This is a genomic window from Shewanella sp. SM87, assembly GCF_025653705.1.
Lineage (GTDB): Bacteria > Pseudomonadota > Gammaproteobacteria > Enterobacterales > Shewanellaceae > Shewanella > Shewanella oncorhynchi.
The window spans coordinates 102,984-129,476 of the sequence record NZ_JAKKSC010000006.1 but is presented as its reverse complement, the minus strand read 5'-3'; the positions used below and the strand labels follow the sequence as shown (position 1 = coordinate 129,476).

Below are 26,493 nucleotides of genomic sequence, written 5' to 3'. Positions count from 1 at the left end.
CCTTCTTTAGTTTTCCAGTGGGATAAAAAACGGCACCTTTGGAGTGCCGTTCTGTGGTTAGCTTAAACTGTTAAAGCGTTAGTTCATCAAGTAGAGCGTCGCTAACCCGAGGAAGGCGAACAGGCCAACCACGTCAGTGACTGTGGTGAGCACCATACCGCCAGCGAGGGCAGGATCGATTTTAAGTCGTTTTAAAATCAATGGAATACTCGCACCTGCAAGCCCAGCTACTGTCATATTGATCAGCATAGCGCTACCAATTAATCCCGCCAGTGCCATATCATCCTTCCATAGCCACACGGCGACAAAGACTAAAATAGACCACATCAAGCCATTGAGAAAACCAATAGATAGCTCTTTACCGATAAGCCAGCGGGCGTTGCTTTGGCCGATATGGCCTAAAGCAATACCGCGGATCACGAGCGCTAAGGTCTGATTACCGGCAACACCGCCCATGCTAGGGACAATCGTCATTAGGATGGCGATAGTGGCAAATTGTTCAATAGTGCCTTCAAACATATTGCTGACCGACGAGGCGAGCAGGGCGGCGAATAAGTTTATAGTGAGCCAGAGCGAGCGACGTAGGGTACTTTTTAGCACAGGACCAAAGGTATCTTCATCTCCGTCCATCCCCGCCATACCCATCATGGAATGTTCAGCATCTTCGCGGATAACATCGACTACGTCATCGATTGTGATACGCCCGAGCAGCTTACCATCACTGTCGACGACAGGTGCCGATACCCAGTCATTGCGTTCGAATTTCTGCGCGACTTCGCTGTCGGACATGCTCACAGGAATACTTTGAATATTGGGATCCATGATATTGCGAATTGTGGTGCTTGGCGCGCAAGTCAGCAGATCTGCCAGCCTAACACCGCCAAGGACTTTGTCCTGTTTGTCGACCACATATAAGGTATCTGTGGTATCGGGTAGGTTGCCCCTTTGCCGAAGATAGCGCAGCACCACATCGATATTCACATCGGGTCTTAAGGTGACTGTATCTGTGTTCATCAAGCTGCCGGCGGTCTCATCTGGATAAGATAGGGCTTGTTCTACCCTCAGGCGATTTTGTTCCGTCATCGACTGCAGCACTTGTTTGTAAACTGCGTCGGGTAGACTTCGCAGAATATAGGCGAGATCGTCGGTGTCCATGCTTGCTGTCGCTTTCGCGACTCGCTCAGGGCTCATGCTGCGGATAAGTGGGTCTTTGAGTTCTTCACTCAACTCATCGAGTATGTCGCCTATTTGTTCCTGATCGATGAGCTGCCACAATACTTGTCTGGCACTTGGCGGTGATGATTCTAAGATCAGCGCGATATCTGAGGCGGCCATTTTTTGCAGCATATTACGCACGTGTACGAACATGCCGCTGCTAAGCGCTTGGTTTAACTGGTCAAGACTATGTCCGGTGTGATCGTTTTCTGCATTATCTACGGGCATTTGTCCTCCATTGTGCGGCAAATTGGTTTGAGATCTTAGTGTTGGGCTAGGATTTAGCGGTGACTAAGCGTCAGTCGATGACATAGATTAAGACGGCTAAGGTAAGGTTAAGGCCAGCGCCAGCGCAATGACCGCTAGTGTAATCGCCAGTGGCTTGTATCGTCGAGCGACAAATGTTTTGCCATGTGTGAATGGCAAGTTTTTTAAACTAGACATGAAGTGAAACTAACGATGAAGTGCTTAGTGTGAAGTGAAACTAACAGGCTTCGTCAAACTTAGCGTCGATTAAGGCACAAATGGCATCGAGAGCCGGCTCTGCATCTGGGCCTTCGGCGATCAGCTTAATGGTTTTACCCATACCAGTTTCAAGCATCAGTAAGCCAAGTACACTGGCGGCCGATGCTTGTTTATCGCCTTGGATTAAGGTGATGGTCGCATCAAACTCGGAAGCCAGTACCACCAACTTAGTGGCGGCACGGGCATGTAAACCGAGCTTATTACAGATAGTTATCTGACGTTCAAGCTTTGGCATTATTGAGCTCTCGATGACGGGCATAAACTTTATGTTTACCGTTACTAAAGCGTTTTGCCAATTGCTCTGCGACGTAAACCGATCTGTGCTGTCCACCTGTGCAGCCAATGGCCACAGTTAAATAACTGCGATTGTTACGCTCGAGGTGCGGCAGCCAAGTCTCCAGTAAATTTTCGATTTGCCAGATGAACTTATTGACCAGTGGTTGGCGATTTAAGAACTCAGCTACGGGTTCATCTAAACCAGTCAATGGTCGCAGTGCCAACTCCCAGTGGGGATTGGGCAGGAAGCGCACATCGAACATAAAGTCGGCTTCGGTGGGCATTCCGTGCTTAAAGCCAAAGGACTCGAAGTTGATCACGAGTTCTTTATCGACACTACCAAGGAGAATTTGTCTGACTTGGTCGCTTAAATCATAGATATTCAAATTCGACGTATCTATGTAGTGATCGACCAGTTTTGACATAGGCTCGAGCAGTTTTCCCTCCAGCTTTATCGCTTCTTGCAAAGAGACTCGGCTCTTCGACAAAGGATGCAAACGGCGGGTTTCGCTGTAACGCTTGAGCAGAATTTTATCGCTGGAGTTAAGGAAGAAGCTCGTTAACTCAGTATCTGGAGGTAGGCTAGCGAGTTGTTTCACTAAGACCTTATCCTGCTCAGGCATGTTACGCACGTCGACACTGATGGCGACGAGATCGTTACTGCCTTTGAGTTGCTCAAGCAAACTGCCAATCAATGGCAAGGGAAGGTTATCGACACAATAATAGCCGAGATCTTCGAGTACCCTAAGGGCGACAGATTTGCCTGAGCCTGAGCGGCCCGACACTATGACCAGTTTCATCCAGTGATTACCTGATAGAGTTCCGTTTCATCATGCGTCTTGCGTAATTGCTTTAATATTTGCTTGTCGCTCAGCTTTTCGGCCATGCAAGACAAGGTACTTAAGTGCTGCTGACATTGGTCTGCAGGCACCAGTAGTGCAAATAAAATATCAACAGGTTGCTTATCGATAGCATCAAATGCTATCGGCTCTTCACACTTAATTAGTATGGCAATGGGCTGATCTATATCGGCTAGTCGACCATGTGGAATGGCGATGCCGTTACCTATACCTGTGCTCCCCATCTTTTCGCGCGCCACTAGGCTTTCGAATATCTCTTGAGATGAGAGGGTCGGGTACTGGGCAGCGACTAAGTCGCTGATGAGTTCCAGTACCTTTTTCTTGCTGCCCGGAGTGGCGCAGGTAGTGCACTCCGGCCGCAGTATGGTACAAAGTTCCATTATTAGTGTTTTGTTAACTTCTCTTTGTGTTTAATAACCTGACGGTCAAGCTTGTCAATCAGGGCGTCTATAGCGGCATACATGTCAGCATGCTCTGAAGTAGCAAAAACTTCACCACCTATGAGGTTTATTCTCGCTTCAGCAATTTGTTGCATTTTCTCAACATTGAGCACAACGTGCACATTATTGATCTGTTCGAAATGGCGTTCAAGTTTTGAAAACTTTTCTTCTACATATGCACGTAACGATTCGGTAATTTCGACATGGTGTCCACTTAGGTTTATTTGCATAGAAACGTCCTCCGATATCCACTGTAGGTTATAAACTTTTACGCTGATTAGAAGGTGGAATAAGCATAGCCTCTCGGTACTTCGCAATGGTTCTGCGGGCTACGTTGATCCCTTGTTCTGCCAGAAGTTGTGCCATCTTGCTATCGCTTAATGGTTTTTTCTGGTTTTCCGCTGCCACCAGTTTCTTTATAAAGGCTCTGATTGCTGTGGATGAGCACTCACCACCATCGTCAGTACCGACGTGGCTAGAGAAGAAGTATTTTAGTTCAAAAAGTCCCTTAGGGGTATGCATGTATTTTTGAGTTGTGACCCGTGAGATGGTGGACTCATGCATTTCTACCGCTTCGGCAATATCGTTAAGCACCATAGGCTTCATGGCTTCTTCACCGTACTCAAAGAAACCTTGCTGATATTGCACTATGCAATTAGCAACTTTAAGCAAAGTGTCGTTACGGCTTTCTAGACTCTTAATAAACCATTTAGCCTCTTGCAGATGGCCGCGAATAAATTGGCTATCGGCTTGGTTTTTTGTGCTGCGTGCCATAGAAGCATAATGTTGATTTACATTGATTTTGGGCATGCAGTCAGGATTAAGCTCAACGACCCAGCGGCCATTTTTCTTCGACACAGACACATCTGGGATAACGTATTCGTCATTATTGGGCGTGATCAACAAACCTGGGCGAGGATTGAGGGTTTGGATGAGTGCTATACCATCCCTTAATTCATCTTCTTTTAATTTAGTCTTACGCATCAATAACCTAAAATCACGGGCGGCGATCAGATCTAAATGATCTTTGATCAGCATGCGGGCGTTTTCTAGGTTGGGAGTATCAGCGGCGAAATGCGACAGTTGGATCAGCAGGCATTCACTTAAATCGCGTGCAGCAACGCCTATGGGATCAAAATGCTGAATGCGCTTGAGTACGGCTTCGACTTCGTCAAGCTCAACTTCAGGATTACCCATGGCTTCGAGAATTTCTTCAGTGCTTTGGGTGAGATAGCCCTGATCGTCGATGGCATCAATAATGGCGGTGGCAATGGCTAAATCGGTTTCAGAAAACGGCGTGAGGTTTTTTTGCCATTCTAAGTGTTCGTACAAACCTTCACTGGTCTCGCCTTGGAAGGGCATATCGTCTTCACGACTGCCGCCGGGGCCTGAGTTTGGGGAGGCGGTAAACACTTCATCCCATGTGGTGTCCATGGGGAGCTCATCGGGCATGGATTCTTTGGTTAGCGACTCTGCCGTGTCTATGGTGGAGCTGTCTTTTTCTGGTGGCAGAGTGCTAGATTCACTGAAATCCGTATCGGATAGCGTTTGGTTTACAGGGGTTTTAGTGGCGTCGAATTGATCCTCTTCCAGCTCGAGAAGGGGATTAGAATCTAATGCTTGCTGGATCTCTTGCTGCAGTTCTAATGACGACAGTTGCAACAGACGTATAGCCTGTTGTAGTTGTGGCGTCATGGTTAACTGTTGACCCAGTTTGAGCTGGAGTGACGCTTTCATGTTACCGCTGATCCCTACGTTATTATTGTTGGATGAGGTCGCTTATTATCATTTTGAGTGAAGCCCAATGGCGGTGTAAATTGCCTCCATTGGCTTCGCTCGATTAACTATAGCCTGAATTGTTCACCTAAGTACACAGCCCTAACTTGCTGATTGTCTAAGATCTCTGCTGGAGTTCCTTCGGCAATCAGGTTTCCGTGACTCACAATATAAGCATGTTCACATACATCTAATGTCTCGCGGACATTATGGTCTGTGATCAGTACGCCAAGGCCGCGACTTTTGAGTTGTTCGATAATCTTCTTGATGTCGATAACCGAAATAGGATCGACGCCGGCAAACGGTTCATCGAGCAAAATGAACTTAGGATTAGCGGCTAAAGCCCGCGCAATTTCGACGCGACGACGTTCGCCACCCGACAATGACATGCCTTGGCTGTCACGGATGTGGGTGATATGAAACTCTTCGAGCAGATGTTCTAGTTCTTCTTCTCGTTCTTCGTTTTTAAGTTCTTTACGAGTTTGCAGTACGGCCATGATGTTGTCATGAACAGTTAGCTTACGAAAGATACTGGCTTCTTGCGGTAAGTAACCTATGCCTTTGCGGGCACGTAGATGCATAGGATCTGCGGTTAAATCATCATCGTCGATAAAGATATGTCCCTTATCGCTCTTCACTAGCCCGACAACCATGTAAAAGGTCGTGGTTTTACCTGCACCGTTTGGACCGAGTAGGCCAACGACTTGACCGGTTTTTACCGTCAGACTGACGTCTTTAACCACTTGGCGACTCTTGTAACTTTTCGCCAGATTTTGTGCTCTTAAGGTGATTTGGGTCATTTAGAGTCCTGCTTTTTTACAGGTTTATCCGCCGGAGCGTCTGATTTAGCATCATCTTGATAGTTTTCAGGCTGAATAATAGTGATCACGCGATCGTCACCACTGCCAGTACTTTCGGCCATCAATTTCTGTTGAATCATGTTATAGCGGATTAAATTGCCTGTAACTTGGCTACCTGCTTGATCTAATGACGCCATACCTTTCAGTGTTAAGGTGCGGCTTGCCATATCGTAACGAATTTCTTTCGCGCTGGCCGATGCAGGACGGCCATCGTCTAATATTTGGCTATACGTAGCAGGGTTGCCTGTGGCGACCAAAGTTTTGCTATTTTCACCTTCAGCGGAAAATGCACGCAGTTCATTTGCTTGGATTTTTATTGAGCCTTGGGTAACTTCCACCGGACCAAAGAAGATGATCTGGTTGTTTTTGATATCCGCAGTTTGGCTCACAGCTTTAATTGTGACTTCTTGCTTTAAGTCGCCGACTTTCGCAAAAGCACTCATGCTCATAATTAGCATTAGGCTGGCAAGTAATACGTTATTTTGCTTCATATGTTCCTACTACCTGACTGGTCAATTGCACTTCTTGCGCGTTGAGGTCGGCATAAAGGCCTTGGCCTTGAATATTAAAATCTTTCCCTGTGACGTAAATGGTACGGTCAGAGGTCATTATCATAGTGTTGAGATCGAGTTCCAGATAACTGGTGGACAAGGTCTGAATCGGTTCTTCTGGGCTAATGGCATCGATAATAACATTATTTTCTAATACAACCTTGCCAGTTTCCTTGTTTAGCTTGCCCTGATCTGCCCTGAGTTGCCATTGTGCTTTACCTTGGTCTGGATAAACAAGATAAACAGGTTGAGTAAAGAAAGTTTGATTCGTTGAATCATAATGTTCCATGTGTTTCGCCGTCACACGGCTATTCACTAGTCCTTGCTCATTGAACTCAACACTGCGCAGATCTTCAACGATGAAATCTGGGGTATTTTGATCTTTTACTCTGTTATCGGAATCACCGCTGTGTTTGTTCTGGACCTGCCAGTAAAGCGCTAGTGCGGTTCCAAAAAAAGCGATAATCGCGAGTGTCACACGACTCATATACTCATTCCATGGGCCGAAGTGAATTTATTTTGACTTAGGAGTAACAGATCTGTGAGTTCACGCAGTGCACCGTGGCCACCATTGAGCGTAGTCACAAAATGGGCGTGTTGGCGTACATAGGGGTGGCCGTCAGCAACACTGACCGCTAAACCGACGACATTCATCACGGGGAGATCGACAATATCATCACCGATATAAGCCACTTCTTCTGGGGTGACACCATAAAGTGCGAGCAATGCTTCATAGGGCTCGAACTTATTGTCTACGCCTTGGTAAATATGGGTAACACCAAGGGCTGTCATACGGTTTTCAACGATTTTGGATTGACGTCCTGTGATCACGGCGAGGTTGAAACCGCTGGTGAGGAGTGAGCGCACGCCATAACCATCGCGGGTATGGAAGGCTTTGAGCTCTTCGCCGCTATTACTCAAGTAAATACGGCCGTCGGAAAACACCCCATCGACGTCACAGATTAACAGTTTAATCTTTTGTGCGCGTTGCCACACATCATCACTGATTGGGCCGTAAAATCCTTGCTGTGGCATTAAATGACTCCTGCTTTAACCATGTCTAGCATGTTAAGAGCGCCGATAGGATGGCGGTCTTTATCAATAACAATTAATCCGTTGATGTTTTTTGAGTCCATCACTTGCAGCGCTTGGGCGGCCAATACATTATCCGTGATCGTGACGCAGTTACGGGTCATCACATCGGCAATGGGCGTCGTGCGTAAATTCACTTCGGCATCAATAACGCGGCGTAAATCACCGTCGGTGAAGATACCAACCAGCTTGCGCTGATCATCAATAATCGCCGTCATGCCTAAGCCTTTCTTGGAGATTTCGTACAGAGCTTCTGTGATGCAAATATCGTGGTTGACGAGCGGTAAGTCATCACCGCTATGCATGACATCGCAGACTTTTAACAGTAACTTACGTCCTAATGCACCGCCGGGATGGGACATAGCAAAATCATCACGGGTAAAGCCTTTTGCTTGCAGCAGCGCAATGGCGATGGCATCGCCCATCACTAAGGTTGCTGTGGTACTTGAGGTGGGGGCAAGTCCAAGTGGGCAAGCCTCTTCTGGGACTTCAATACATAAATGCACTTTAGATAATCGCGCCATGTTCGATTCGGGTTTACCTGTTACCGCGATAACGGGCACGCCCATACGTTGGATGACCGGCATTAAGGTGAGGATTTCGCTCGACTCACCGGAATTTGAAATCGCTAAAATCACATCGTTATCGGCCAATACACCCAGATCGCCGTGGCTGGCTTCACCCGGATGCACAAAAAATGCGGGCGTTCCTGTGCTGGCGAGGGTGGCAGAAATCTTATTGCCGATATGGCCCGATTTGCCCATTCCCATGACAATCACTTTGCCTGTGCAGTTGAGGATCAACTCGCAAGCTTCTGCAAATTCAGCCGAATCAACATATTGATAAAGATTGTCTAGGGCTGACTTTTCAATGTCGATAACTTTACAACCCCATTGGCGCAGTTGTGATTTGTCTACCATGTCTATCTCTCTTTTTGCATTGTCTTTATCGCCCCATTGATGGGATTGGAATAGCACAATTTGGTACGCGATAAAGATGATATGTAATAGGCTTTCTGCCAAGTATTAGTTTGTTTTCAGACAATTTAGCTTATGTCTTACTGTGGTTTATTACCGAAAACAGCAAAACAATTGCGGCAGGCTAGAGCGATTGATCCGACTCGTCAAGTTCAGCTGCGTTAGCTATTCACGCACAATAACGTGTTTAGCGGCAGAAGGTCTTGAGCAATATCATCGTCTTTGTCGTTTATTTCAATGGATTTATTCCATATCGCAGCGGGTATTACCCTATGGGATGCCTCTATTGCGCAATTGCGTATCGACTCTCCCCGATAAAAGTGGGCAAAGAGTGAGCTAAGTGCGAACGAATTAGCCAATACTGCCAATTCTGCAACTAGGTTGAAAACATTAAGTAACATTTTACCTGTGCAGAGTGAAAACTTAGGGCGCATTTTCGCTGTAAATGAGGCAAATTGAAAGTATCGCAGGGCGATAGTGTCGATTCGGTTGTAGGTTAAAGCGCAATTACGTACAATTTGCGGCTCTTCGATTGGTCAGTCTCGGAAGACTAGGATCACCTCATTTGCAAATGTCGGAATCAAGCATGACTCAAGAACAAACGCCGTTGGTTGAGATCCGTAATTTGGGGTTTAGCCGCGGTCAGCGTGTGATATATGAAGATATTAGCCTGTCCATTCCAAGGGGCAAGGTGACGGCGATCATGGGGCCGAGCGGCATAGGCAAAACGACCCTGTTGAAATTGATTGGCGGCCAATTAACGCCTGACCATGGACAAGTGTTATTCGACGGTCACGATATCCATGGCGTGAGTCGCAATGAATTATTTAGTCTGCGTAAGCGGATGAGCATGCTGTTTCAAAGTGGCGCGCTGTTTACCGACATTAATGTGTTCGATAACGTGGCGTTTGCACTGCGTGAACATTCTGGACTGCCTGAAGACATTATTCGCACTATCGTGCTGATGAAGCTTGAAGCCGTAGGTTTACGTGGTGCAGCTCAGATGATGCCAAGCGAGTTATCCGGTGGTATGCAACGCCGCGCCGCATTGGCTAGAGCCATAGCGCTTGAACCTGAAATGGTGATGTACGATGAGCCTTTTGCAGGGCAAGACCCAATATCGATGGGCGTGTTAGTAAAGCTTATTCGTGAGTTATCCGATGCACTGAATCTGACTTCAATTGTGGTGTCCCACGATGTGGATGAAGTGCTTGGCATTGCCGATTATGTATATGTGGTGGCTGACAAAAAAGTCATCGCCCACGGTACCCCTGAAGAATTAAAGTACGCTGATAATCCGCAGCTGAAACAGTTTATTCAAGGTGCTCCGGACGGCCCTGTGCCGTTCCATTATCCGGCAAATGATTACCAGCAAGAATTAATGGCAAAAGGAGTTGGCAAGTGAAGTTAATCGACAGTATTGCCGACTTAGGCCGCAGCGCGATTGAGCTAGTGCTCGGTTTTGGCCGTGCAGGCCTTATGCTGTGGGGTGCGATTTTTCGCTGGCCACGCGTGCGTAAAGGTTTTCCATTATTAGTGCGCCAGATTTATGTGGTCGGTGTGCAATCTATGGTGATTATTTTAGTCTCAGGACTCTTTATCGGCATGGTGCTCGCACTGCAAGGCTATAACATTTTAGTTGGTTTTGGCACCGAAGAAAGCTTAGGTCCTATGGTGGCGCTCAGTTTACTGCGTGAGTTAGGGCCAGTTGTTACCGCGTTATTGTTTGCGGGACGGGCGGGTTCAGCATTAACCGCTGAAATTGGTTTAATGAAAAGTACTGAGCAGCTTTCCAGTTTAGAAATGATGGCGATTGACCCATTAAGGCAGATTATTGCACCGCGCTTTTGGGCTGGAGTGATCAGTATGCCATTGCTGGCGTTGATGTTTACCGCTGTAGGTATTTATGGCGGGCACCTTGTTGGCGTGGAATGGAAAGGGATCGACAGTGGTGCGTTTTGGTCGATTCTGCAGGCGTCTGTCGAATGGCGTCAGGACATAGTTAACTGCTTGATCAAAAGTGGTGTGTTTGCCGTAGTGGTCACTTGGATTGCGTTATATCGCGGTTATCAAGTGATCCCAAATCCGGAAGGCATCAGCCGTGCAACGACCCAGACTGTCGTTCAGTCGAGCCTCGCTGTATTGGCATTGGATTTTTTACTGACAGCCCTGATGTTTGGCCGCTAACGGAACACTGCGGATTTCGACACAGGTTAGATGGATTAACAGAGTGGTAGCTGAACATGTTGACACGAAAAATTGAATTATTAGTGGGTGTGTTTCTTTTAACAGGATTGGCCGCTTTTTTGGTCTTAGTCTTTAACGTCGCCAATATTGAAGTGAAAAGCAGCGATAGCACTTATACCATACAAGCCAATTTTACCAACATTGGTGGTTTGAAGGTGCGTTCGCCAGTCAAGGTTGGCGGTGTTGTCGTTGGCCGAGTGAGCAGCATAGATTTAGACCCAGTTAAGTTAGTGGCTGTGGTCACATTAGTGATGGACAAGCGTTACGATAAATTCCCTGAAACCAGTAGTTTAGCCATTTTGACTTCGGGTTTGTTGGGCGAACAATTCTTAGGGTTAACACCGGGTTTTGTCGACGATGATGTCAGTATGCTGAAAGATGGCGATAAGATTGACGACACTCGTTCGGCATTAGTGTTGGAGGAGCTGATTGGTCAGTTCTTATATAGTATGGGTTCGAAGGATAAATAGGGGTTACCGCTATGTTTAAAAACTTATCTCGTTTTTTATTGCCGTTAGTGATGGTTTTAGGGGCAACGAGCGCAGTCGCCGCTGATGTGGTTGTCGATACGACAGATCCGTATGCCATGGTGAAAGCCGTTGCCAATAAAACCTTCGATCGTTTTCACAAAGATAAAGCATTAATCGATGCAAATTCAGACCATTTAAAGGTGATTGTTCGTGAAGAACTCATGCCTTATGTCGATTATAAATACGCTTCTTATAAGGTATTAGGCCAATATCTTAAGGATTCAACCGAAGAGCAACGCAATCGTTTCGTCAATGCTTTTGAAGGTTATTTAATATCTACTTATGCTCAAGCCTTTACTGAATATACTAATCAAAAAGTGGAATTCTCACCTGGGATTGATTTTAGCAAAGAGAAAATGGTCGATGTAAACGTGCAGATCATCGAAGCCGGTCGCCCACCGATTAAACTGTTGTTTAAGGCGCGCCGTTTAAAGGATGACTCATGGAAGGCATTTGATTTAGTTGCCGAAGGTGTGAGCTTACTGTCTTCTAAGCAGTCGGAAATCTCTAATCTAATTCGCCAACAGGGTATCGATCCCGTGATTAAGATGCTCGAAGATCGCACTAAAGAGAAAGTGGTCATGAAGGCTAAGTCAGGGAAGTCACAGTCGTGATTGAATTTGTGCAACAGGGGACAGTTTGTCATCTCAAAGGGCGCATAACCCAAGTTGATGTCATTACACTTTGGCCACAGCGGCAACAACTGCTAAATGAGTCAACCCAGATATTGTCTCTGTCTGGGCTCGAATACAGTGATAGCGCTGGCATGGCATTTTTGCTGGCGTTAGTGCGTGAACATCGCAGCCAACTTGTATTGAGTTCTGCTTCACCACAACTTAAAAAACTAATTGATTTATATGATTTAGATGCCTTCTTTACCGAAGAAGCGCATTGAGAATAGGGTAATAGATTTCATGGAATGCAGCTTAATCGAACAGATTTTACGTGATGCGTTAGGGCTTGAAGAAGTTCACGCTAGCTCGGATGGTAGCCATTATAAAGTGATCGCCGTAGGTGAATGCTTCGATGGTATGAGCCGAGTCAAACAGCAACAAGCCATTTATGCACCGTTGACGGCACACATTGCCAGCGGTGAATTACATGCATTAACGATCAAAACTTTCACGCCGACTCAATGGAAACGCGAAAAAGTTTTCAACATGCCTAGCTAGTGAGGAAAAGTGGATAAACTAACAATTCAGGCAAGCCCCCCGCTTGCCGGTGATGTGATTATTTCGGGTGCTAAAAATGCAGCTTTGCCTATTCTGATGGCCGGTGTATTGGCTGAAACCGATTTTGTGGTTTCTAACGTGCCCAATCTGCGTGATGTGAGTACGAGCTGTAAATTATTACGCTGTCTCGGCGCTGAAGTGACTGAACTCGGTGACGGACAGATCCGCATTTCTACCACTAATCTGAATGAGTTTTGCGCTCCCTATGATCTAGTGAAAACCATGCGTGCTTCTATCTTGATCTTAGGGCCGTTATTGGCTCGCTATGGTACGGCTGATGTGTCATTGCCTGGCGGCTGTGCCATTGGCGCAAGACCAGTGAACTTGCACTTACATGGCCTTGAAATGATGGGCGCCAAGATTGAAGTGAAAGAAGGTTATATCAAGGCCCGTGTTGATGGTCGTCTTAAAGGCGCACATATCTTTATGGACATGGTGAGTGTTGGTGCGACCGAAAACTTACTGATGGCCGCAGCATTAGCCGATGGCGAAACCGTAATTGAAAACGCGGCCCGTGAACCTGAAGTGATCGATCTCGCTAATTGCTTAATTGCCATGGGTGCAAAAATCACTGGTGTAGGCAGTGCGACATTGCGTATTCAAGGGGTTGAGCGTTTACAGGGCTGTAATTACCGCGTGATGCCAGATCGTATCGAAACCGGTTCATTTTTGGTGGCTGCTGCGGTGACCCGTGGTCGCATTCGTTGTTTAAAAGCCGATCCTGCTTCACTTGAGTCGGTTATCGCTAAGCTTGAAGATGCAGGCGCGACGATTACTACGGGCGAAGATTGGATTGAGCTCGATATGCAGGGTAAACGTCCGAAGGCTGTGAATATCAAGACGGCACCTTATCCTGGTTTCCCAACCGATATGCAGGCGCAGTTTTGTGTACTCAATGCCTTAGCACAAGGCACGGCAACCATAACTGAGACTATCTTCGAAAATCGTTTTATGCATGTGCCCGAACTTATCCGTATGGGCGCTACCATGGAGCTTGAAGGTAATACCTGCATCATTCAAGGGATTGAATCTTTAAGTGGTGCTCAGGTAATGGCGACGGATTTACGTGCGTCAGCGAGTCTAGTGATTGCTGGCTTAGTGGCCGATGGTAAGACGATTGTCGATCGTATCTATCACTTAGATCGTGGCTATGAGCATATTGAGAATAAGTTTCAAGGTTTAGGCGCACAGGTTGTGCGTATTCAGTGATCTGTTACTGATTTAAGCTAATTTTGAATCATTAAAAAACCAGCTAAATGCTGGTTTTTTGTTTTCTGCCTTTGAGCGCGTAATGCTGAGTGACGTTCTAGTTATCGATCACAACCTTCTCATCGATAATCACAGGTAACTCTTGTTGTTTACCTTGGCGTATCACAGTCATCATCACTTTCTTACCCGGTGTGGTTTCAGCGATGCGGTCCATTAGCATTTCAACGCCTGGCACATCTTCACCATCGTATTTAATAATCACATCCCTTGGCATTAGCAGGGCTCGGGCCGCAGGGCCATTAGGATCGACACCCGTAACGAGCACACCTTTTAGATCGGGTAGATTAAGGATTTGTGCTACCACAGGATTAATCGGCTCGCCAGAAATTCCTAAAGCGCCACGGATCACGCGACCATTTTTAATCAATTTACCCATAATGCTGTGGGCTAATTTAATCGGGATAGCGAAGTTAATCCCGTGGCCGCCGCCTTCTTCACCCACTTGGAATGCTGCGGTATTAATACCTATGAGGCTGCCGTTAGTGTCAATGAGTGCGCCACCCGAGTTACCCGCATTAATCGCTGCATCGGTTTGTAGGAAGTCTAAGTAACCTGAACTTAAGCCGTTACGCCCCGTGGCACTGATGATGCCTTGGGTAATGGTCTGGCCTAAATTGTAGGGATTACCAATAGCGAGTACGACATCACCGACTTGAGGCGGACTGTCGAGATTAACGGGGACAATCGGTAAGTTATCGCCTTCAATTTTGAGTACCGATAAATCGGTTTCAGGATCGAAGCCAACCACTTCAGAGGTAAATTTGCGTCCATCTTGCAGGGCGACAACAATCTCATCGGCTTTCTTAATGACATGATAATTAGTGAGAATATAACCTTCTTTACTCATTATCACCCCAGAACCTAGACCTTGAAGTGAGCCTGAATTAAGCGGCCGATTCTGATCTATGCTGAGGCTATAAATATTCACAACGGCAGGAGCTGCACGGCGTACCGCCTTGGCAAAGGATAGCTCGACTGTGTTGTTGGCACGGGTTTGTAGCAGACTACTACCGAGGGATTGGTTATCGATATAACGTGTCACCAATAAAAACATGGCCGCCATGATAAGGCCGAAAAGGGTGGCTTTACCGAGATATAACAGAGTGTCTTTTATAGTCATGGCAGGATGGATCTAGAAAAAGGTGAGTTAGATTAACATGTTTAATCGATGTAAGCATAGGGAACCTAAGCTCCCTATGCTTATCTATGGCAGAAAAAATGGCCTATTTTGTCGATTAACGTAGGACTAAATACAACATGCTCTTATCACGCATTATCTTCAGTGCAACGGCACCTTCTTGATCTTTAAGTTGTGCTTTCAGTGTCTTAAGATCTTTAATCGCAGTACGGTTAATACCGACAATCACATCTCCTTTTTGTAAGCCACTCATGGCCGCTGGTGAGCCTTGTGCGACATCGGTAATTTCAATGCCCTTAGATGAGTTTTCTAAGGACGCACCTTGCAGCATAGGATGCACGGCACCAGCCGCTGTTTCACTGGTTTGGCTCGCTTCACCTAAGGTCACTTTAACTGTTTTCTTATCACCGTCACGGATGAGTCCTAACTCAACGTTAGCACCTGCACCCATAGTGGCGACTTTAGCCCGCAGTTCTTGGAATGACTTAATACCACGGCCATCAACGCTGATGATAATATCACCTGCTTTTATACCGGCCTTCTCTGCGGCACTGCCCTTGGCTACTTCATTCACGAAGCCGCCGTGTTGAGTGTCTAAACCGAAACCTTGGGCGAGTTGGCTATCGAGATCACGTCCCGAAATACCTAATACACCGCGGCGTACTTCTCCGTGTTCGGCAATTTGTGCCACGAGGTTTTTCACCATATTAGCAGGGATGGCAAAGCCAATACCGACGTTACCGCCGCCCGGTGCTACGATTGCGGTGTTAATCCCAATTAACTCGCCGTTAAGATTGACGAGTGCGCCACCCGAGTTACCACTGTTAATCGCGGCATCGGTTTGAATAAAGTTTTCCAGCATTTCAATGCCTAAGCCGCTACGGCCTAAAGCACTAACAATGCCCGAGGTGACGGTTTGACCTAAACCGAAGGGATTACCAATGGCAACGGCAAAGTCACCTACGCGTAAATCATCGGAATCAGAGGATTTGATTGCGATGAGATTTTTCGCTTCAATTTGCAATAATGCGATATCTGACTCTGAGTCAGTACCAATCAGTTTTGCTTTTACTTCACGGCCATCGTGAAGACCAACTTGAATATCATCAGCACCGTCAATCACATGGTTGTTCGTGACGATATAGCCTTTTTCTGCGTCAATAATGACGCCTGAGCCTAAGCCTCTAAAAGGACGTTCTTGCACTTGCTCTTGTGGCGCATTAGGGCCGAAAAAGTAACGGAAAACATCAGGTACTCTTTGCTTAGAAACATGAGTCCCCGTTACTGCTACTGATACGACTGCGGGCGTCGTACGCTCAAGCATAGGCGCAAGACTTGGAATGGATTGTCCCTCAACCGTCTGTGGAATGGCGGCCTGTGAGACGACAGGCATTATAGTCAGGGTCGCGGCTAACATTGCGGCTGAAAGTACAGATAATTTTGTTTTCATCTATTCATAACTCCAAATAAGGGTTGAAAGATCTGGATGTAATGCATCAGCAATCGTGCGAGTGCCAGATCAAATCTGTATCGGTACCGGCTATTTGCCTAGGTAATCACTCTGACTCGCACCTTATTGAAAAAGTTCATTATATTAATAAATGTTAATTTTTTTAGCCTATTTTGTCGGCTGTTTCATACTTGTTTCTGAACAGAAATCTGTGGGCGAGATTAGGATTTTTCAAGCCCCAATATTAGCGGATTTTGCCGATTAAAATGACCTACAGCATAGATGCTTATTAGACGTTTGTATGCAGTTTAGCGTTAAGGTAAAAGTCGTATTCTGCATTAATATATCCTGCGTCATATTGGCCGTGCTAATATCGTCACAGTTTTAATAAAGGACATAAGAGAATTTAAACGTGCCTCAGTTAAGCCCTTGGCAGCATTATCAAAAAGATCTTACCCGTGACGGTTTTTCCCATGATCCGGCTCAAGAAATTGCCGTTAAGGCGTTACAACGTGTCTATGAAGACTTAACTACGGCAGAAGAGCCGAGTTCTATTGTAGGGAAATTGTTTAGCGCATTAGGCTTAAAATCGGCACCAGCATCACCTAAAGGCCTGTATCTTTGGGGCGGAGTTGGGCGCGGTAAAACTTACCTGATGGATACTTTTTTTGATGCCTTGCCTGGCGATCAAAAGCTGCGGGCTCACTTCCATCGTTTCATGCATCAGCTACATTTAGATTTAGATGAGCTGAAAGGCGTGCGCGATCCCTTGTTGGTGATTGCGAAAAAGATGGCTGCAAAATATCGCGTTATCTGTTTCGATGAATTCTTTGTCTCTGATATTACCGATGCCATGCTATTAGGTACGCTGTTTCAAGCGTTATTTAAAGAAGGCGTTGTACTGGTTGCAACCTCGAATATTATCCCCGACGACTTATACAAAAATGGCTTACAGCGCGCACGTTTCTTACCTGCGATAGCTCTAATTAATCAACATTGTGAAGTGCTCAATGTGGATTCTGGCATTGACTATCGATTGCGTACCCTTGAGCAAGCAGAGATTTATCATCATCCATTAGATGCACAAGCTGATGCCAATCTTATACGTTATTTTAGTCAGTTAGCGCCTGAGTCTGAGGTGCTTACTGCTGACATCGAAATAGAAGGCCGCAGTATTAGTATTCGGCAACAGGCGCAGGGAGTATTGTTGGCCGATTTTAGAGCGCTCTGTGATGGTCCACGAAGCCAGCGTGATTACATGGAACTTGCGCGGATTTATCACACTGTCCTCGTGAGTGGCATAGAACAAATGGGCGCCTTTTTGACTGGCGATGACATCGCTAGACGTTTTTTAGCTATGGTCGACGAATTTTACGAGCGCAATGTAAAGCTGATTGTATCGGCTCAAGTGCCACTCGAAGATATTTATGCCGATGGTTTGCTTAACTTCGAATTTAGGCGTTGCCGTTCACGCTTAATTGAGATGCAATCCCACGATTATTTAAAAACCGAACACCTGCCGTAACCCAGTAGTGTAAGAGTTTTGCATTAGCTGCGGCCTTAAATCACCAGAGGCTTGTTAATCCTTAGGATGACAAGTCCGATTGGTCGATATTTTATAATTTTTATCAAAATATCAGGTGATTTTTAACTCAGCTTTGTCTATACTCCGCCACCTGCCCACGTTACTCCGCCAATTGGGCGGAAGTTGTAAGCCGAAGTCGGTGCTCGAAGGGGTACTAAAAGGCAATTTTGTGTTGTTTGCAAATGCAGACAACATGTGAGACAGAAAATTAACTTTGGGTTTTTGTAATAATGAAGACTTTTACTGCTACACCAGAAACTGTAACTCGTGACTGGTTCGTCGTCGACGCAGACGGCAAAACTTTAGGTCGTATCGCTACTGAAATCGCTGTCCGTTTACGCGGTAAGCATAAGCCAGAATACACTCCACACGTTGATACCGGTGATTACATCATTGTTGTTAATGCTGAAAAAGTGACTGTTACTGGTAACAAAGCGAAAGGCAAAACGTACTACTCGCATTCAGGCTTCCCTGGTGGCATTAAGCAAATCAGCTTTGAAAAGCTGCAAGCGCAAAAGCCAGAAATGATCATCGAGAAAGCAGTTAAGGGTATGTTACCAAAAGGTCCTCTGGGCCGTGCCATGTTCCGTAAACTGAAAGTTTACGCTGGCGCAGAACATAACCACACTGCACAACAACCTCAAGTTCTTGATATCTAAACGGGATTAAGCAAATGGCTGCAACTCAGTACTACGGCACTGGCCGTCGCAAAACCTCTACAGCTCGCGTTTTCGCTAAAGCAGGTAGTGGCAACATCGTTGTAAATCAACGTCCTTTGGATCAGTATTTTGGTCGTGAAACTGCTCGTATGGTTGTTCGTCAACCTTTAGAGTTAGTTGAAATGACTGACAAGCTGGACATCTATGTAACTGTTAAAGGCGGTGGTATCACTGGCCAAGCAGGCGCAATCCGTCACGGTATTACCCGTGCTCTGATGCAATTAGATGAAGCACTGCGTCCATCACTTCGTTCTGCTGGTTTCGTTACCCGTGACGCTCGTAAAGTTGAGCGTAAGAAAGTGGGTCTACGTAAAGCACGTCGTAAGCCACAATTCTCTAAGCGTTAATTCGTTTTTGGAATATCAAAAAACCCAGCCTATGCTGGGTTTTTTATTGGCTAAAAATTGACGGTATAAGAAAACTCTTTGGTTGGAGTATGCTGATATACAATAAATTTATATTAAGCGAGTGAGTTTGAGGTAAGCATGACTTTTCAAATTTTTATGCTAGCAGTGGCACTTGTGTTGGTTTTGGAAGGCCTTGGGCCATTATTATTCCCAAATAAATGGCGTCGTTATTTAAATGAACTCTCCCATCAAAATCAGCAAGTTATCCAGCGACTTGGTGGGGCATTAGTCACTGCTGGAGTCGTCATTTGGGTTATTTTTGCGTGAAAAATAGCCTGCTTGCCCTTATTAACTAAGATCTGTTAAAATTCTTTTTTAACCGCAACCTTGCAGCAAATAATGGGCAAAAACGTAGTTGTTCTCGGCACCCAATGGGGTGACGAAGGAAAAGGTAAGATTGTCGACCTTCTAACAGAACAGGCAAAATATGTAGTTCGCTATCAAGGCGGCCACAATGCTGGTCATACCTTGGTTATCGACGGTGAAAAAACCGTTCTTCATCTGATCCCATCGGGTATCCTGCGCGATAATGTGAAATGCATTATTGGCAACGGTGTGGTGCTTGCACCTGACGCCCTGATGAAAGAGATCAACATGCTGAAAGATCGTGGAGTTCCTGTTGAGGAACGTCTGTTGATCTCTGAAGCGTGTCCGCTGATCCTTCCCTTCCATTGTGCCCTTGATATTGCCCGTGAAAAAGCGCGCGGTAATAAAGCTATTGGTACAACTGGCCGTGGTATTGGACCTGCGTATGAAGACAAGATCTCTCGTCGCGGTCTGCGAGTAGGCGACCTGTTCAATGCTGAACTGTTTGCTGAAAAGCTGAAAGAAGTTATGAAATATCATAACTTTATGCTGACAGAGTACTATCAAGTCGAAGCGGTTGATTACGAGCAAACGCTAGCAGATGCTTTGGCTATGGCCGATTATCTGAAGAGCATGTGTGTTGATGTGACTGAATTATTGGATACTGCGCGTAAAGCCGGTGAGCCAATTTTGTTCGAAGGCGCTCAAGGTACATTACTCGACATTGACCACGGAACATACCCATTTGTAACTTCTTCAAATACCACTGCCGGTGGTGTTGCGACGGGTTCAGGTTTTGGTCCGCGTCACTTAGACTATGTCTTAGGTATCATGAAGGCTTACACCACTCGCGTAGGTGCAGGTCCATTCCCAACTGAACTATTATGTGAAGTCGGTGATCATTTAGGTACTAAAGGTCATGAGTTTGGTGCGACAACGGGTCGTAAGCGTCGTCCAGGTTGGTTGGATGCTGTGGCAATGCGCCGCGCAGTTCAAATCAACAGTGTTAGCGGCTTCTGCTTGACTAAGTTAGATGTACTTGATGGTCTGAAAGAAGTGAAGATTTGTGTCGGTTATCAGAATCCTGATGGCACTATCTCTAAAGTCACTCCGCTGGCCGCTGAAGGTTATGAACTGGTTACGCCGGTTTATGAAACTATGCCGGGTTGGAGCGAGTCGACTTTTGGCGCGACATCAATTGAGCAACTGCCTCAAGCAGCGATCAATTATATCAAGCGTCTTGAAGAGTTATTAGAAACACCTATCGACATTATCTCTACGGGTCCTGATCGTAACGAAACCATGATTTTGGTTAATCCGTTCAATTAAGATCTGTTAAGGCCGTGTTTCACGGCCTTTTTCTCTGCTTCTTTATGCCTTTCTCTGTTTCATTCTGCGGTTAGAAATTCAGCTCAAGCTCAAGAAATAGGTTATACTGCCGATGCAAGTATTCATCCTACTGTCATTGAGAGTCGTTATGCTACGTACAGCACTCGTTGCGCTACTGCCTTTAGTATCTTCAATGTGCTTTGCTGAAACGCAGGCGGTAGATATTTATAGTCAAGATCAATTGCTTGATTTGATCCGTAGCAATCAATACTTAGCGAAAGTGAAACGTGATGATTGCCAGTTAGTCCAAGACATTGAGGCGCGAGCCCAAGTCTTAAAACAGCCTTTATATCAATTTCTTTGGGGCGAAATGCTCAATCATGGAACGTGTGTGAAGGCTAACCCTGTGAAGGGTATTGCTTTGTTACGTGACTCGGCCGAACAAGGTAGCTCAGAAGCGATGTTAAAGCTTGCCGAGTATTATCAGAGTGGGAAATTTGTCATCCGCAATAAAGACAGAGCAGTGCATTATTTACTGCCTGCGGCTGCAAGTGGCAGTTTATCCGCTCGTATGATGTTAGTTCGTTTATTCGGTGAAGGTTATGGTAGTCCTAGGGATTACGAGATGGCCTATCACTGGTTATATAACGATGTATTTGCGGACGAGGCGACTAAGAATAAAGCCTTGTCTTTACTGCAGGTGTTAGCAGCTAAAATGCCCCCCAGTGCAGTGGCGCGGGCCCAGCAAGAACAGTTGCGAACCCGTTAAGTGGTCTCTTAATCTAGAGACACATTATTTGGATATTGAATGATCAAAGACCCTCATTTTGAGCGTGAACAGGATAAGTACGAAAACCCTATCCCAAGCCGTGAGTATATTCTCGATTACTTACGTTCTCAAAAATCACCTATCACCCGTGACAGCATTGCCGCGGCGTTAAACATCCAAGAGGAAGAACAACTTGAGGCCTTGCGCCGTCGCCTGCGTGCGATGGAACGCGATGGCGAACTGGTGTTCACCCGTGGGCAAAGCTATGGCTTACCCGAGAAAATGGATCTGATCCCCGGCACTGTGCTCGGACACAGAGAAGGCTTCGGCTTTTTCAAACCCGATGAAGGCGGCGATGACTTATTTATTTCGAACCGCGACATGCTGATGTATTTCCACGGTGATAAAGTGCTGGCGCAAAAAGCGGGCACAGATCGTCGTGGCCGTCGCGAAGCGCGTTTGGTTCGTCTGATCCAGCCGCGAAGTGCCGCGATTGTTGGCCGTTATCATGTCGATAGCGGTATGGCCTTTGTCATTGCCGATGATAAGCGTATTACCCAAGAAATTTTAGTCGCGAATGAAGATCGCAACGGTGCCCGTCAAGGTGATGTGGTTGTGGTTGAATTAACGCGTCGCCCAGGCCGTTTTGTTAAGGCTGCGGGTAAAGTGACTGAAGTGCTTGGTAAGCAAATGGCGCCGGGGATGGAAATCGAAATTGCCCTGCGTAATTATGATTTACCCCATACTTGGTCACCTGTGATTGAGAAGAAACTGCGCCGTATTCCCGATGAAGTAACCGACGCCGATAAAGTCGGTCGTGTGGATTTACGTCATCTGCCATTAGTGACTATCGACGGTGAAGACGCCCGCGATTTTGACGATGCCGTGTACGCGGAGAAAAAAGCCGGTGGTGGCTGGCGTTTATGGGTTGCGATTGCCGACGTCAGTTATTATGTGCGTACCGATTCTGCCTTAGATACCGAAGCGCGTGCCCGTGGTAACTCAGTGTATTTCCCGTCGCAAGTGATCCCTATGCTGCCGGAGAAAATCTCCAATGGCCTCTGTTCGCTTAATCCCCACGTCGACCGTTTATGTATGGTCGCCGAGATGACCGTATCTGCTAAAGGTAAGTTATCAGGTTATAAGTTTTATCCGGCTGTGATGTATTCCCATGCCCGTTTCACTTATACCCAAGTGGCAGCAATGTTAGAAGGCGGCCCCATTGCGCCTGAGCATGAGGCTTTGTTCCCGCATTTGCAGTGTTTACAGTCATTGTATTTAGCGCTCGATGAGCAAAGGGCCGAGCGTGGTGCGATTGCGTTTGAAACCATGGAAACGCAGTTCATTTTCAATGAGCAGCGCAAGATTGATAAAATCGTGCCGCGTGGCCGTAATCAAGCCCATAAAATCATTGAAGAATGTATGATTTTAGCCAACGTTTCTGCAGCTAAGTTTGTGAAGAAACACAAAGGCGAAGTCTTGTATCGTGTGCATGAAGCGCCATCCGAGCAAAAATTGGCGAACTTTAAAGAGTTCCTTGCTGAGCGTGGTTTAAGCATGCCCGGTGGACTTGAGCCTACGCCGTCAGATTATCAGAATGTGATGTTGCAAATTGCCAACCGCCCTGATGCTGAACTTATCCAAGTGATGTTACTGCGCTCTATGCGTCAGGCAATTTACACTCCGGATAACGAAGGTCACTTCGGTTTAGCCTTAGAAGAATATGCGCATTTTACTTCGCCCATTCGCCGCTATCCGGATTTAGTGTTACATCGTGTGATCCGTTATTTACTCGCGAAGGAAAGAGGCGAAACCACTGAGAAGTGGACGCAGGATGGTGGCTACCATTATCAACTCGATGAACTCGATCAATTAGGCGAAGAGTGTTCGACCACAGAACGTCGTGCCGATGAAGCAACTCGCGATGTCAGCGATTGGCTGAAGTGCGAGTTTATGCAAGATCACGTCGGCGATACCTTCGAAGCTGTGATTGCTTCAGTAACCAGTTTTGGTTTGTTTGTGCGTTTAAATGAGCTATTTATCGATGGCTTAGTGCATATCTCAAGCCTAGGTAGCGATTACTACCAGTTCGATCCAATGCGTCAACGTCTTATCGGCGAGCACACAGGCCAAGTCTATCAAGTGGGTGATCCTGTGACAGTTAAGGTCGCTGCAGTCAACTTAGATGACAGACAGATTGATTTGGTTATGCTGGGTGATGACGGCAAAGGTGGTAAACGTAAAGCATCTGCCAGCCGTGATAAGCCGATGACAGCCCGTGAGCGCGTTAATCGTGAAGGCGCTAAGCAAGGTAAAGCAGGCAAAACCGCGGTATCTAGCGCCAAGGCTGAAACAGGCAAAACCAAACCTAAGGCCAAAGCTGGCACTAAAGCTAAAAAAGCAGCAGTAAAAGATCCGGCTAAAAAGCCAAAAGCCGCTAAGCGGAGCACGAGAAAGAAATAAATGAAAAAACAAGATATTATTTTTGGGATCCACGCAGTTGAAGCCCTGTTAAAACACAGCCCTGAGCGCATTATTGAGTTGTGGCTGTTACAAGGTCGTGACGATGAGCGCTTAACTGTGCTGGCCGATCAGGCCAAAGCCTTTGGCACGACGATTCAAGTCGCTTCTCGTAAAGCCTTAGATGACAAAGCGGAAAGCAGCCAACATCAAGGCATAGTCGCGCGCGTTAAAGCGGCGAAAGTATTGAATGAGCAAGATTTAGATGTGCTGCTTGCTAACACTGAGCAAGCATTCCTGTTGATCTTGGATGGTGTGACGGATCCCCATAACTTAGGCGCTTGCCTACGTAATGCCGATGCGGCTGGCGTACAAGGTATTATCGTGCCTAAAGACAATTCAGTTGGCTTAACTGCGACTGTGAGTAAAGTGGCATGTGGCGCTGCGGAAACAGTACCTTTATTCCAAGTGACTAATCTTGCGCGCACTATGCGTCACCTGCAGGATAAAGGTGTGTGGATTGTGGGCACTGCGGGCGAGGCAGATTGCGAGCTTTATCAAGCGGATCTCAAGGGATCATTGGCGATTGCTATGGGAGCTGAAGACAAAGGCTTACGCCGATTAAGCCGTGAGTCTTGCGATTCACTGATCTCTATCCCTATGGCCGGTAGTGTGTCTAGCTTGAACGTATCGGTTGCAACGGGTATTTGCTTATTTGAAGCAGTGCGTCAGCGTCGTAGCTAATACACTCACGTTTGCCTGATTTCGAACATGAGGTATCAGGCTTGCAGTAACGACTTGTTGTAGTAACTATATGTTTTAGTTAGAGCTTACAGAAATAAAAAGGCCGATTAACTTTAAACAGTTAATCGGCCTTTTTATTGGCCTTTTTATGTCAGCGCTTTGTCTAGGTTGATCTGATGGCTATCGGCGTCATCCGTTTGAACGGCTTCAGGCTCTGCTTGCTCGATATCGAAACTGAAGGCGAGTTGCTCCTCATCACTGTCATTTGCGTCGATAATATCGTCATCGACACCATCAGCCCCTAAATCATATTCCGCTTCATCTAGGTTAGCACTGGGTGTCATATGTTCTTGAATCGATTCGACATCAACTCGTGGATCCAGCGCTGCCGCCAGTGGTGAAGAGACTAAGTCGCCCGTCGCCATTATGTAGTCTTGGGTGACATTAGTTTCGACTTTTTGCTGTGAATGTACATAACGTAAACGCACAAAGAGTATTAAGGTACAGGCTGACATAAAGCCATATAACATGTTATTGCCAAACCATTGCATTAATGTCGATGCGATAAGCGGACCGATACTGGCGCCTAAGCCGAAGGTTAATAATATTGTTGCTGATAAGCCGACCCGCTCATTTTGCTCTACTCGAGAGTTGGCAAGCGCTGTGGCGAGCGGATAGAAAGTGAAACCTAAAATACCAAATAGGAAAGTCATCACCAGTGAAATCACCGGATGATAGGGGGTTAAGGCGATAGCCAAGGCTAAGATACCGAGCAATATACAGTTGATACGGATAAGGCGACTGCGGGACATAATGTCGGACAATTTTCCCATTGGCCACTGTGCCAGTAATCCCGCTAAAATCGTTGCCGTCATATACGTGGCGACTTTTTCAGGCGGTAAACCTAAGTTACTGGCGTAGGCGGGAGCGAGACCATAAAACGAACCCACTATCATGCTACCAATCGCGATTGTCGTGAGTGCTTGTGGTGCTTTTTTCCAGTAATAGGCAATTTTGAGTGGGGCAGGAACTAAGGGCGCAGGGTGAAGACGACGCGTGAGTGAAATCGGTACGATACAGAGTGAAAAACAAATTGCGATAAGCAGTAGTGGCTCTAGTCCTAATTCGGGGAAAATACTGATCGCACCTTGGCCCAAGATTAAGCCGAAGTAAGATACGATCATATAACTCGCAAACACTGTGCCCCTTTGATTACTTTCAGCTTGTTCGTTAAGCCAACTTTCTAACACCATGTATTGGCACATCATCCCCATGCCGACCACGAGTCTGAGGAGCAGCCAAACCGCAAGCTCATCCACGAGTGCATGGCCTAATGCCGATGCAGCGACTATGCCTGCGCTGGCGACAAAGGCGCGGATATGGCCCACTTGAGCGATAAGTCGATGACCAATCTTAGAGCCTGCCACTAGGCCAACATAGTAGGCCGACATCATGCCGCCAATCCATATTTGTGGCACATTCATTACTGAGAGTCTGAGCCCAAGATAGGTGGTAAGCAAGCCGCCGGCTAATACCATTAATAATGTGGTGCTATATAAAGAGGCGAAAGTGCGCAGCGGATTAGTCATATACAACTCCGAAAACACAAACTAGATTGATAATGAGGAGTGAGTATATCAGGGGTTAGTGTTTATGTTGTGTTGCAAATTGTTGGTAAATCTTGATTAATTGCGCATTTCTGCTCAAAAAATCACTGAATTATGTCGGAACAACTC

General features: G+C 46.3%; 29 protein-coding genes. 15 read left to right on the top strand and 14 right to left on the bottom strand.

What is annotated here, in order from left to right; all coding sequences use genetic code 11:
• Positions 1-78: 78 nt before the first annotated feature.
• The 11 genes from mgtE to L5M11_RS06865 all read right to left on the bottom strand — a co-directional run bounded on the left by mgtE (position 79) and on the right by L5M11_RS06865 (position 8,515).
• Positions 79-1,443 carry a magnesium transporter gene (gene mgtE / locus L5M11_RS06915; RefSeq protein ID WP_113939980.1) on the bottom strand — a complete coding sequence of 455 codons (1,365 nt, stop codon included), beginning with the start codon at positions 1,441-1,443 and terminating at the stop codon, positions 79-81.
• A gap of 256 nt (positions 1,444-1,699) precedes the next feature.
• Positions 1,700-1,975: an HPr family phosphocarrier protein gene (locus tag L5M11_RS06910; protein ID WP_006083073.1), complete on the bottom strand. Its 276-nt coding sequence runs from the start codon at positions 1,973-1,975 to the stop codon at positions 1,700-1,702.
• The gene (gene rapZ, locus L5M11_RS06905; protein WP_105251390.1) at positions 1,962-2,816 is read right to left on the bottom strand and encodes an RNase adapter RapZ; all 855 of its coding nucleotides are present in this window, start codon (positions 2,814-2,816) and stop codon (positions 1,962-1,964) included. The genes L5M11_RS06910 and rapZ overlap by 14 nt, the downstream gene beginning before the upstream one ends.
• Positions 2,813-3,256, bottom strand: coding sequence for a PTS IIA-like nitrogen regulatory protein PtsN (ptsN, locus tag L5M11_RS06900; protein WP_006083071.1), 444 nt, complete (start codon positions 3,254-3,256; stop codon positions 2,813-2,815). The genes rapZ and ptsN overlap by 4 nt, the downstream gene beginning before the upstream one ends.
• Positions 3,257-3,258: 2 nt before the next feature.
• On the bottom strand, positions 3,259-3,546 hold the full coding sequence (gene hpf / locus L5M11_RS06895; RefSeq protein WP_006083070.1) for a ribosome hibernation promoting factor: 288 nt from the start codon (positions 3,544-3,546) through the stop codon (positions 3,259-3,261).
• Positions 3,547-3,574: 28 nt separating this feature from the next.
• Entirely contained in the window at positions 3,575-5,053 is a 1,479-nt protein-coding gene (locus L5M11_RS06890) for an RNA polymerase factor sigma-54 (protein ID WP_105251391.1), read from the bottom strand.
• 107 nt (positions 5,054-5,160) lie between these two features.
• Positions 5,161-5,892 carry an LPS export ABC transporter ATP-binding protein gene (lptB, locus tag L5M11_RS06885; RefSeq protein ID WP_105251392.1) on the bottom strand — a complete coding sequence of 244 codons (732 nt, stop codon included), beginning with the start codon at positions 5,890-5,892 and terminating at the stop codon, positions 5,161-5,163.
• Positions 5,889-6,443 (bottom strand): lipopolysaccharide transport periplasmic protein LptA, encoded by a 555-nt coding sequence (lptA, locus tag L5M11_RS06880; protein WP_198573774.1) that lies wholly within the window; start codon positions 6,441-6,443, stop codon positions 5,889-5,891. Before lptA ends, lptB begins: the two co-directional genes overlap by 4 nt.
• A complete protein-coding gene (gene lptC / locus L5M11_RS06875) occupies positions 6,430-6,990 on the bottom strand; it encodes an LPS export ABC transporter periplasmic protein LptC (RefSeq protein ID WP_105251394.1) in 561 nt (186 codons plus the stop codon). Before lptC ends, lptA begins: the two co-directional genes overlap by 14 nt.
• Positions 6,987-7,538: a 3-deoxy-manno-octulosonate-8-phosphatase KdsC gene (gene kdsC, locus L5M11_RS06870; protein WP_028759542.1), complete on the bottom strand. Its 552-nt coding sequence runs from the start codon at positions 7,536-7,538 to the stop codon at positions 6,987-6,989. The genes lptC and kdsC overlap by 4 nt, the downstream gene beginning before the upstream one ends.
• A complete protein-coding gene (locus tag L5M11_RS06865; RefSeq protein ID WP_168825500.1) occupies positions 7,538-8,515 on the bottom strand; it encodes a KpsF/GutQ family sugar-phosphate isomerase in 978 nt (325 codons plus the stop codon). Before L5M11_RS06865 ends, kdsC begins: the two co-directional genes overlap by 1 nt.
• Positions 8,516-9,158: 643 nt before the next feature.
• Between L5M11_RS06865 and mlaF the strand changes: the two genes are divergently transcribed.
• From mlaF to murA, 7 genes are read left to right on the top strand one after another with little or no spacing between them, the layout of a single operon-like run.
• Positions 9,159-9,977: a phospholipid ABC transporter ATP-binding protein MlaF gene (mlaF, locus tag L5M11_RS06860; protein WP_063882287.1), complete on the top strand. Its 819-nt coding sequence runs from the start codon at positions 9,159-9,161 to the stop codon at positions 9,975-9,977.
• The gene (mlaE, locus tag L5M11_RS06855) at positions 9,974-10,759 is read left to right on the top strand and encodes a lipid asymmetry maintenance ABC transporter permease subunit MlaE (RefSeq protein ID WP_105251396.1); all 786 of its coding nucleotides are present in this window, start codon (positions 9,974-9,976) and stop codon (positions 10,757-10,759) included. Before mlaF ends, mlaE begins: the two co-directional genes overlap by 4 nt.
• Before the next feature lie 56 nt (positions 10,760-10,815).
• On the top strand, positions 10,816-11,289 hold the full coding sequence (gene mlaD, locus L5M11_RS06850; protein ID WP_028759401.1) for an outer membrane lipid asymmetry maintenance protein MlaD: 474 nt from the start codon (positions 10,816-10,818) through the stop codon (positions 11,287-11,289).
• An 11-nt stretch (positions 11,290-11,300) separates the two neighbouring features.
• Positions 11,301-11,963: a phospholipid-binding protein MlaC gene (locus L5M11_RS06845; RefSeq protein WP_105251397.1), complete on the top strand. Its 663-nt coding sequence runs from the start codon at positions 11,301-11,303 to the stop codon at positions 11,961-11,963.
• Entirely contained in the window at positions 11,960-12,244 is a 285-nt protein-coding gene (locus tag L5M11_RS06840) for a lipid asymmetry maintenance protein MlaB (RefSeq protein WP_263142841.1), read from the top strand. The genes L5M11_RS06845 and L5M11_RS06840 overlap by 4 nt, the downstream gene beginning before the upstream one ends.
• Before the next feature lie 19 nt (positions 12,245-12,263).
• Complete coding sequence (locus tag L5M11_RS06835) at positions 12,264-12,521, top strand: BolA family protein (RefSeq protein ID WP_006086065.1); 258 nt, start codon at positions 12,264-12,266, stop codon at positions 12,519-12,521.
• Positions 12,522-12,530: 9 nt separating this feature from the next.
• A complete protein-coding gene (gene murA, locus L5M11_RS06830) occupies positions 12,531-13,790 on the top strand; it encodes a UDP-N-acetylglucosamine 1-carboxyvinyltransferase (protein WP_105251399.1) in 1,260 nt (419 codons plus the stop codon).
• Between the two features lie 97 nt (positions 13,791-13,887).
• Here the strand turns inward: murA and degS are convergent, their stop codons facing one another.
• Positions 13,888-14,970: an outer membrane-stress sensor serine endopeptidase DegS gene (degS, locus tag L5M11_RS06825; protein ID WP_263146696.1), complete on the bottom strand. Its 1,083-nt coding sequence runs from the start codon at positions 14,968-14,970 to the stop codon at positions 13,888-13,890.
• Positions 14,971-15,085: 115 nt separating this feature from the next.
• A complete protein-coding gene (degQ, locus tag L5M11_RS06820) occupies positions 15,086-16,438 on the bottom strand; it encodes a Do family serine endopeptidase DegQ (RefSeq protein WP_131524126.1) in 1,353 nt (450 codons plus the stop codon).
• A 412-nt stretch (positions 16,439-16,850) separates the two neighbouring features.
• On the opposite strand from degQ, the gene zapE reads away from it, so the two are divergent.
• From zapE to rlmB, 8 genes are all read left to right on the top strand, one after another.
• Entirely contained in the window at positions 16,851-17,963 is a 1,113-nt protein-coding gene (zapE, locus tag L5M11_RS06815; protein WP_263142838.1) for a cell division protein ZapE, read from the top strand.
• A 290-nt stretch (positions 17,964-18,253) separates the two neighbouring features.
• A complete protein-coding gene (gene rplM, locus L5M11_RS06810) occupies positions 18,254-18,682 on the top strand; it encodes a 50S ribosomal protein L13 (protein WP_105251403.1) in 429 nt (142 codons plus the stop codon).
• A gap of 14 nt (positions 18,683-18,696) precedes the next feature.
• A complete protein-coding gene (gene rpsI, locus L5M11_RS06805) occupies positions 18,697-19,089 on the top strand; it encodes a 30S ribosomal protein S9 (protein WP_006083052.1) in 393 nt (130 codons plus the stop codon).
• A gap of 138 nt (positions 19,090-19,227) precedes the next feature.
• Positions 19,228-19,416, top strand: a complete 189-nt coding sequence (locus L5M11_RS06800; RefSeq protein WP_105251404.1) for a DUF2065 domain-containing protein — start codon at positions 19,228-19,230, stop codon at positions 19,414-19,416.
• 72 nt (positions 19,417-19,488) lie between these two features.
• On the top strand, positions 19,489-20,784 hold the full coding sequence (locus tag L5M11_RS06795) for an adenylosuccinate synthase (RefSeq protein WP_028759421.1): 1,296 nt from the start codon (positions 19,489-19,491) through the stop codon (positions 20,782-20,784).
• Between the two features lie 112 nt (positions 20,785-20,896).
• On the top strand, positions 20,897-21,553 hold the full coding sequence (gene motX, locus L5M11_RS06790) for a flagellar protein MotX (protein ID WP_113939975.1): 657 nt from the start codon (positions 20,897-20,899) through the stop codon (positions 21,551-21,553).
• Positions 21,554-21,592: 39 nt separating this feature from the next.
• Positions 21,593-24,016 (top strand): ribonuclease R, encoded by a 2,424-nt coding sequence (gene rnr, locus L5M11_RS06785; RefSeq protein ID WP_263142837.1) that lies wholly within the window; start codon positions 21,593-21,595, stop codon positions 24,014-24,016.
• On the top strand, positions 24,017-24,757 hold the full coding sequence (rlmB, locus tag L5M11_RS06780) for a 23S rRNA (guanosine(2251)-2'-O)-methyltransferase RlmB (RefSeq protein ID WP_028759536.1): 741 nt from the start codon (positions 24,017-24,019) through the stop codon (positions 24,755-24,757).
• Between the two features lie 146 nt (positions 24,758-24,903).
• Here rlmB and L5M11_RS06775 read toward each other — a convergent pair whose 3' ends face one another.
• On the bottom strand, positions 24,904-26,346 hold the full coding sequence (locus tag L5M11_RS06775) for an MFS transporter (protein ID WP_198573779.1): 1,443 nt from the start codon (positions 26,344-26,346) through the stop codon (positions 24,904-24,906).
• Positions 26,347-26,493: the final 147 nt, after the last annotated feature.

Coding starts and splice junctions, on each gene's coding strand:
- degQ (WP_131524126.1), bottom strand. CDS start 16,438: ATGAAAACAAAATTATCTGTACTTTCAGCCGCAATGTTAGCCGCGACC.
- rplM (WP_105251403.1), top strand. CDS start 18,254: ATGAAGACTTTTACTGCTACACCAGAAACTGTAACTCGTGACTGGTTC.
- rlmB (WP_028759536.1), top strand. CDS start 24,017: ATGAAAAAACAAGATATTATTTTTGGGATCCACGCAGTTGAAGCCCTG.
- L5M11_RS06865 (WP_168825500.1), bottom strand. CDS start 8,515: ATGGTAGACAAATCACAACTGCGCCAATGGGGTTGTAAAGTTATCGAC.
- L5M11_RS06800 (WP_105251404.1), top strand. CDS start 19,228: ATGACTTTTCAAATTTTTATGCTAGCAGTGGCACTTGTGTTGGTTTTG.
- lptC (WP_105251394.1), bottom strand. CDS start 6,990: ATGAGTCGTGTGACACTCGCGATTATCGCTTTTTTTGGAACCGCACTA.
- rapZ (WP_105251390.1), bottom strand. CDS start 2,816: ATGAAACTGGTCATAGTGTCGGGCCGCTCAGGCTCAGGCAAATCTGTC.
- L5M11_RS06845 (WP_105251397.1), top strand. CDS start 11,301: ATGTTTAAAAACTTATCTCGTTTTTTATTGCCGTTAGTGATGGTTTTA.
- rnr (WP_263142837.1), top strand. CDS start 21,593: ATGATCAAAGACCCTCATTTTGAGCGTGAACAGGATAAGTACGAAAAC.
- ptsN (WP_006083071.1), bottom strand. CDS start 3,256: ATGGAACTTTGTACCATACTGCGGCCGGAGTGCACTACCTGCGCCACT.
- lptA (WP_198573774.1), bottom strand. CDS start 6,443: ATGAAGCAAAATAACGTATTACTTGCCAGCCTAATGCTAATTATGAGC.
- L5M11_RS06890 (WP_105251391.1), bottom strand. CDS start 5,053: ATGAAAGCGTCACTCCAGCTCAAACTGGGTCAACAGTTAACCATGACG.
- rpsI (WP_006083052.1), top strand. CDS start 18,697: ATGGCTGCAACTCAGTACTACGGCACTGGCCGTCGCAAAACCTCTACA.
- kdsC (WP_028759542.1), bottom strand. CDS start 7,538: ATGCCACAGCAAGGATTTTACGGCCCAATCAGTGATGATGTGTGGCAA.
- L5M11_RS06910 (WP_006083073.1), bottom strand. CDS start 1,975: ATGCCAAAGCTTGAACGTCAGATAACTATCTGTAATAAGCTCGGTTTA.
- degS (WP_263146696.1), bottom strand. CDS start 14,970: ATGACTATAAAAGACACTCTGTTATATCTCGGTAAAGCCACCCTTTTC.
- hpf (WP_006083070.1), bottom strand. CDS start 3,546: ATGCAAATAAACCTAAGTGGACACCATGTCGAAATTACCGAATCGTTA.
- L5M11_RS06835 (WP_006086065.1), top strand. CDS start 12,264: ATGGAATGCAGCTTAATCGAACAGATTTTACGTGATGCGTTAGGGCTT.
- mlaD (WP_028759401.1), top strand. CDS start 10,816: ATGTTGACACGAAAAATTGAATTATTAGTGGGTGTGTTTCTTTTAACA.
- L5M11_RS06795 (WP_028759421.1), top strand. CDS start 19,489: ATGGGCAAAAACGTAGTTGTTCTCGGCACCCAATGGGGTGACGAAGGA.
- lptB (WP_105251392.1), bottom strand. CDS start 5,892: ATGACCCAAATCACCTTAAGAGCACAAAATCTGGCGAAAAGTTACAAG.
- mlaF (WP_063882287.1), top strand. CDS start 9,159: ATGACTCAAGAACAAACGCCGTTGGTTGAGATCCGTAATTTGGGGTTT.
- motX (WP_113939975.1), top strand. CDS start 20,897: ATGCAAGTATTCATCCTACTGTCATTGAGAGTCGTTATGCTACGTACA.
- L5M11_RS06775 (WP_198573779.1), bottom strand. CDS start 26,346: ATGACTAATCCGCTGCGCACTTTCGCCTCTTTATATAGCACCACATTA.
- mgtE (WP_113939980.1), bottom strand. CDS start 1,443: ATGCCCGTAGATAATGCAGAAAACGATCACACCGGACATAGTCTTGAC.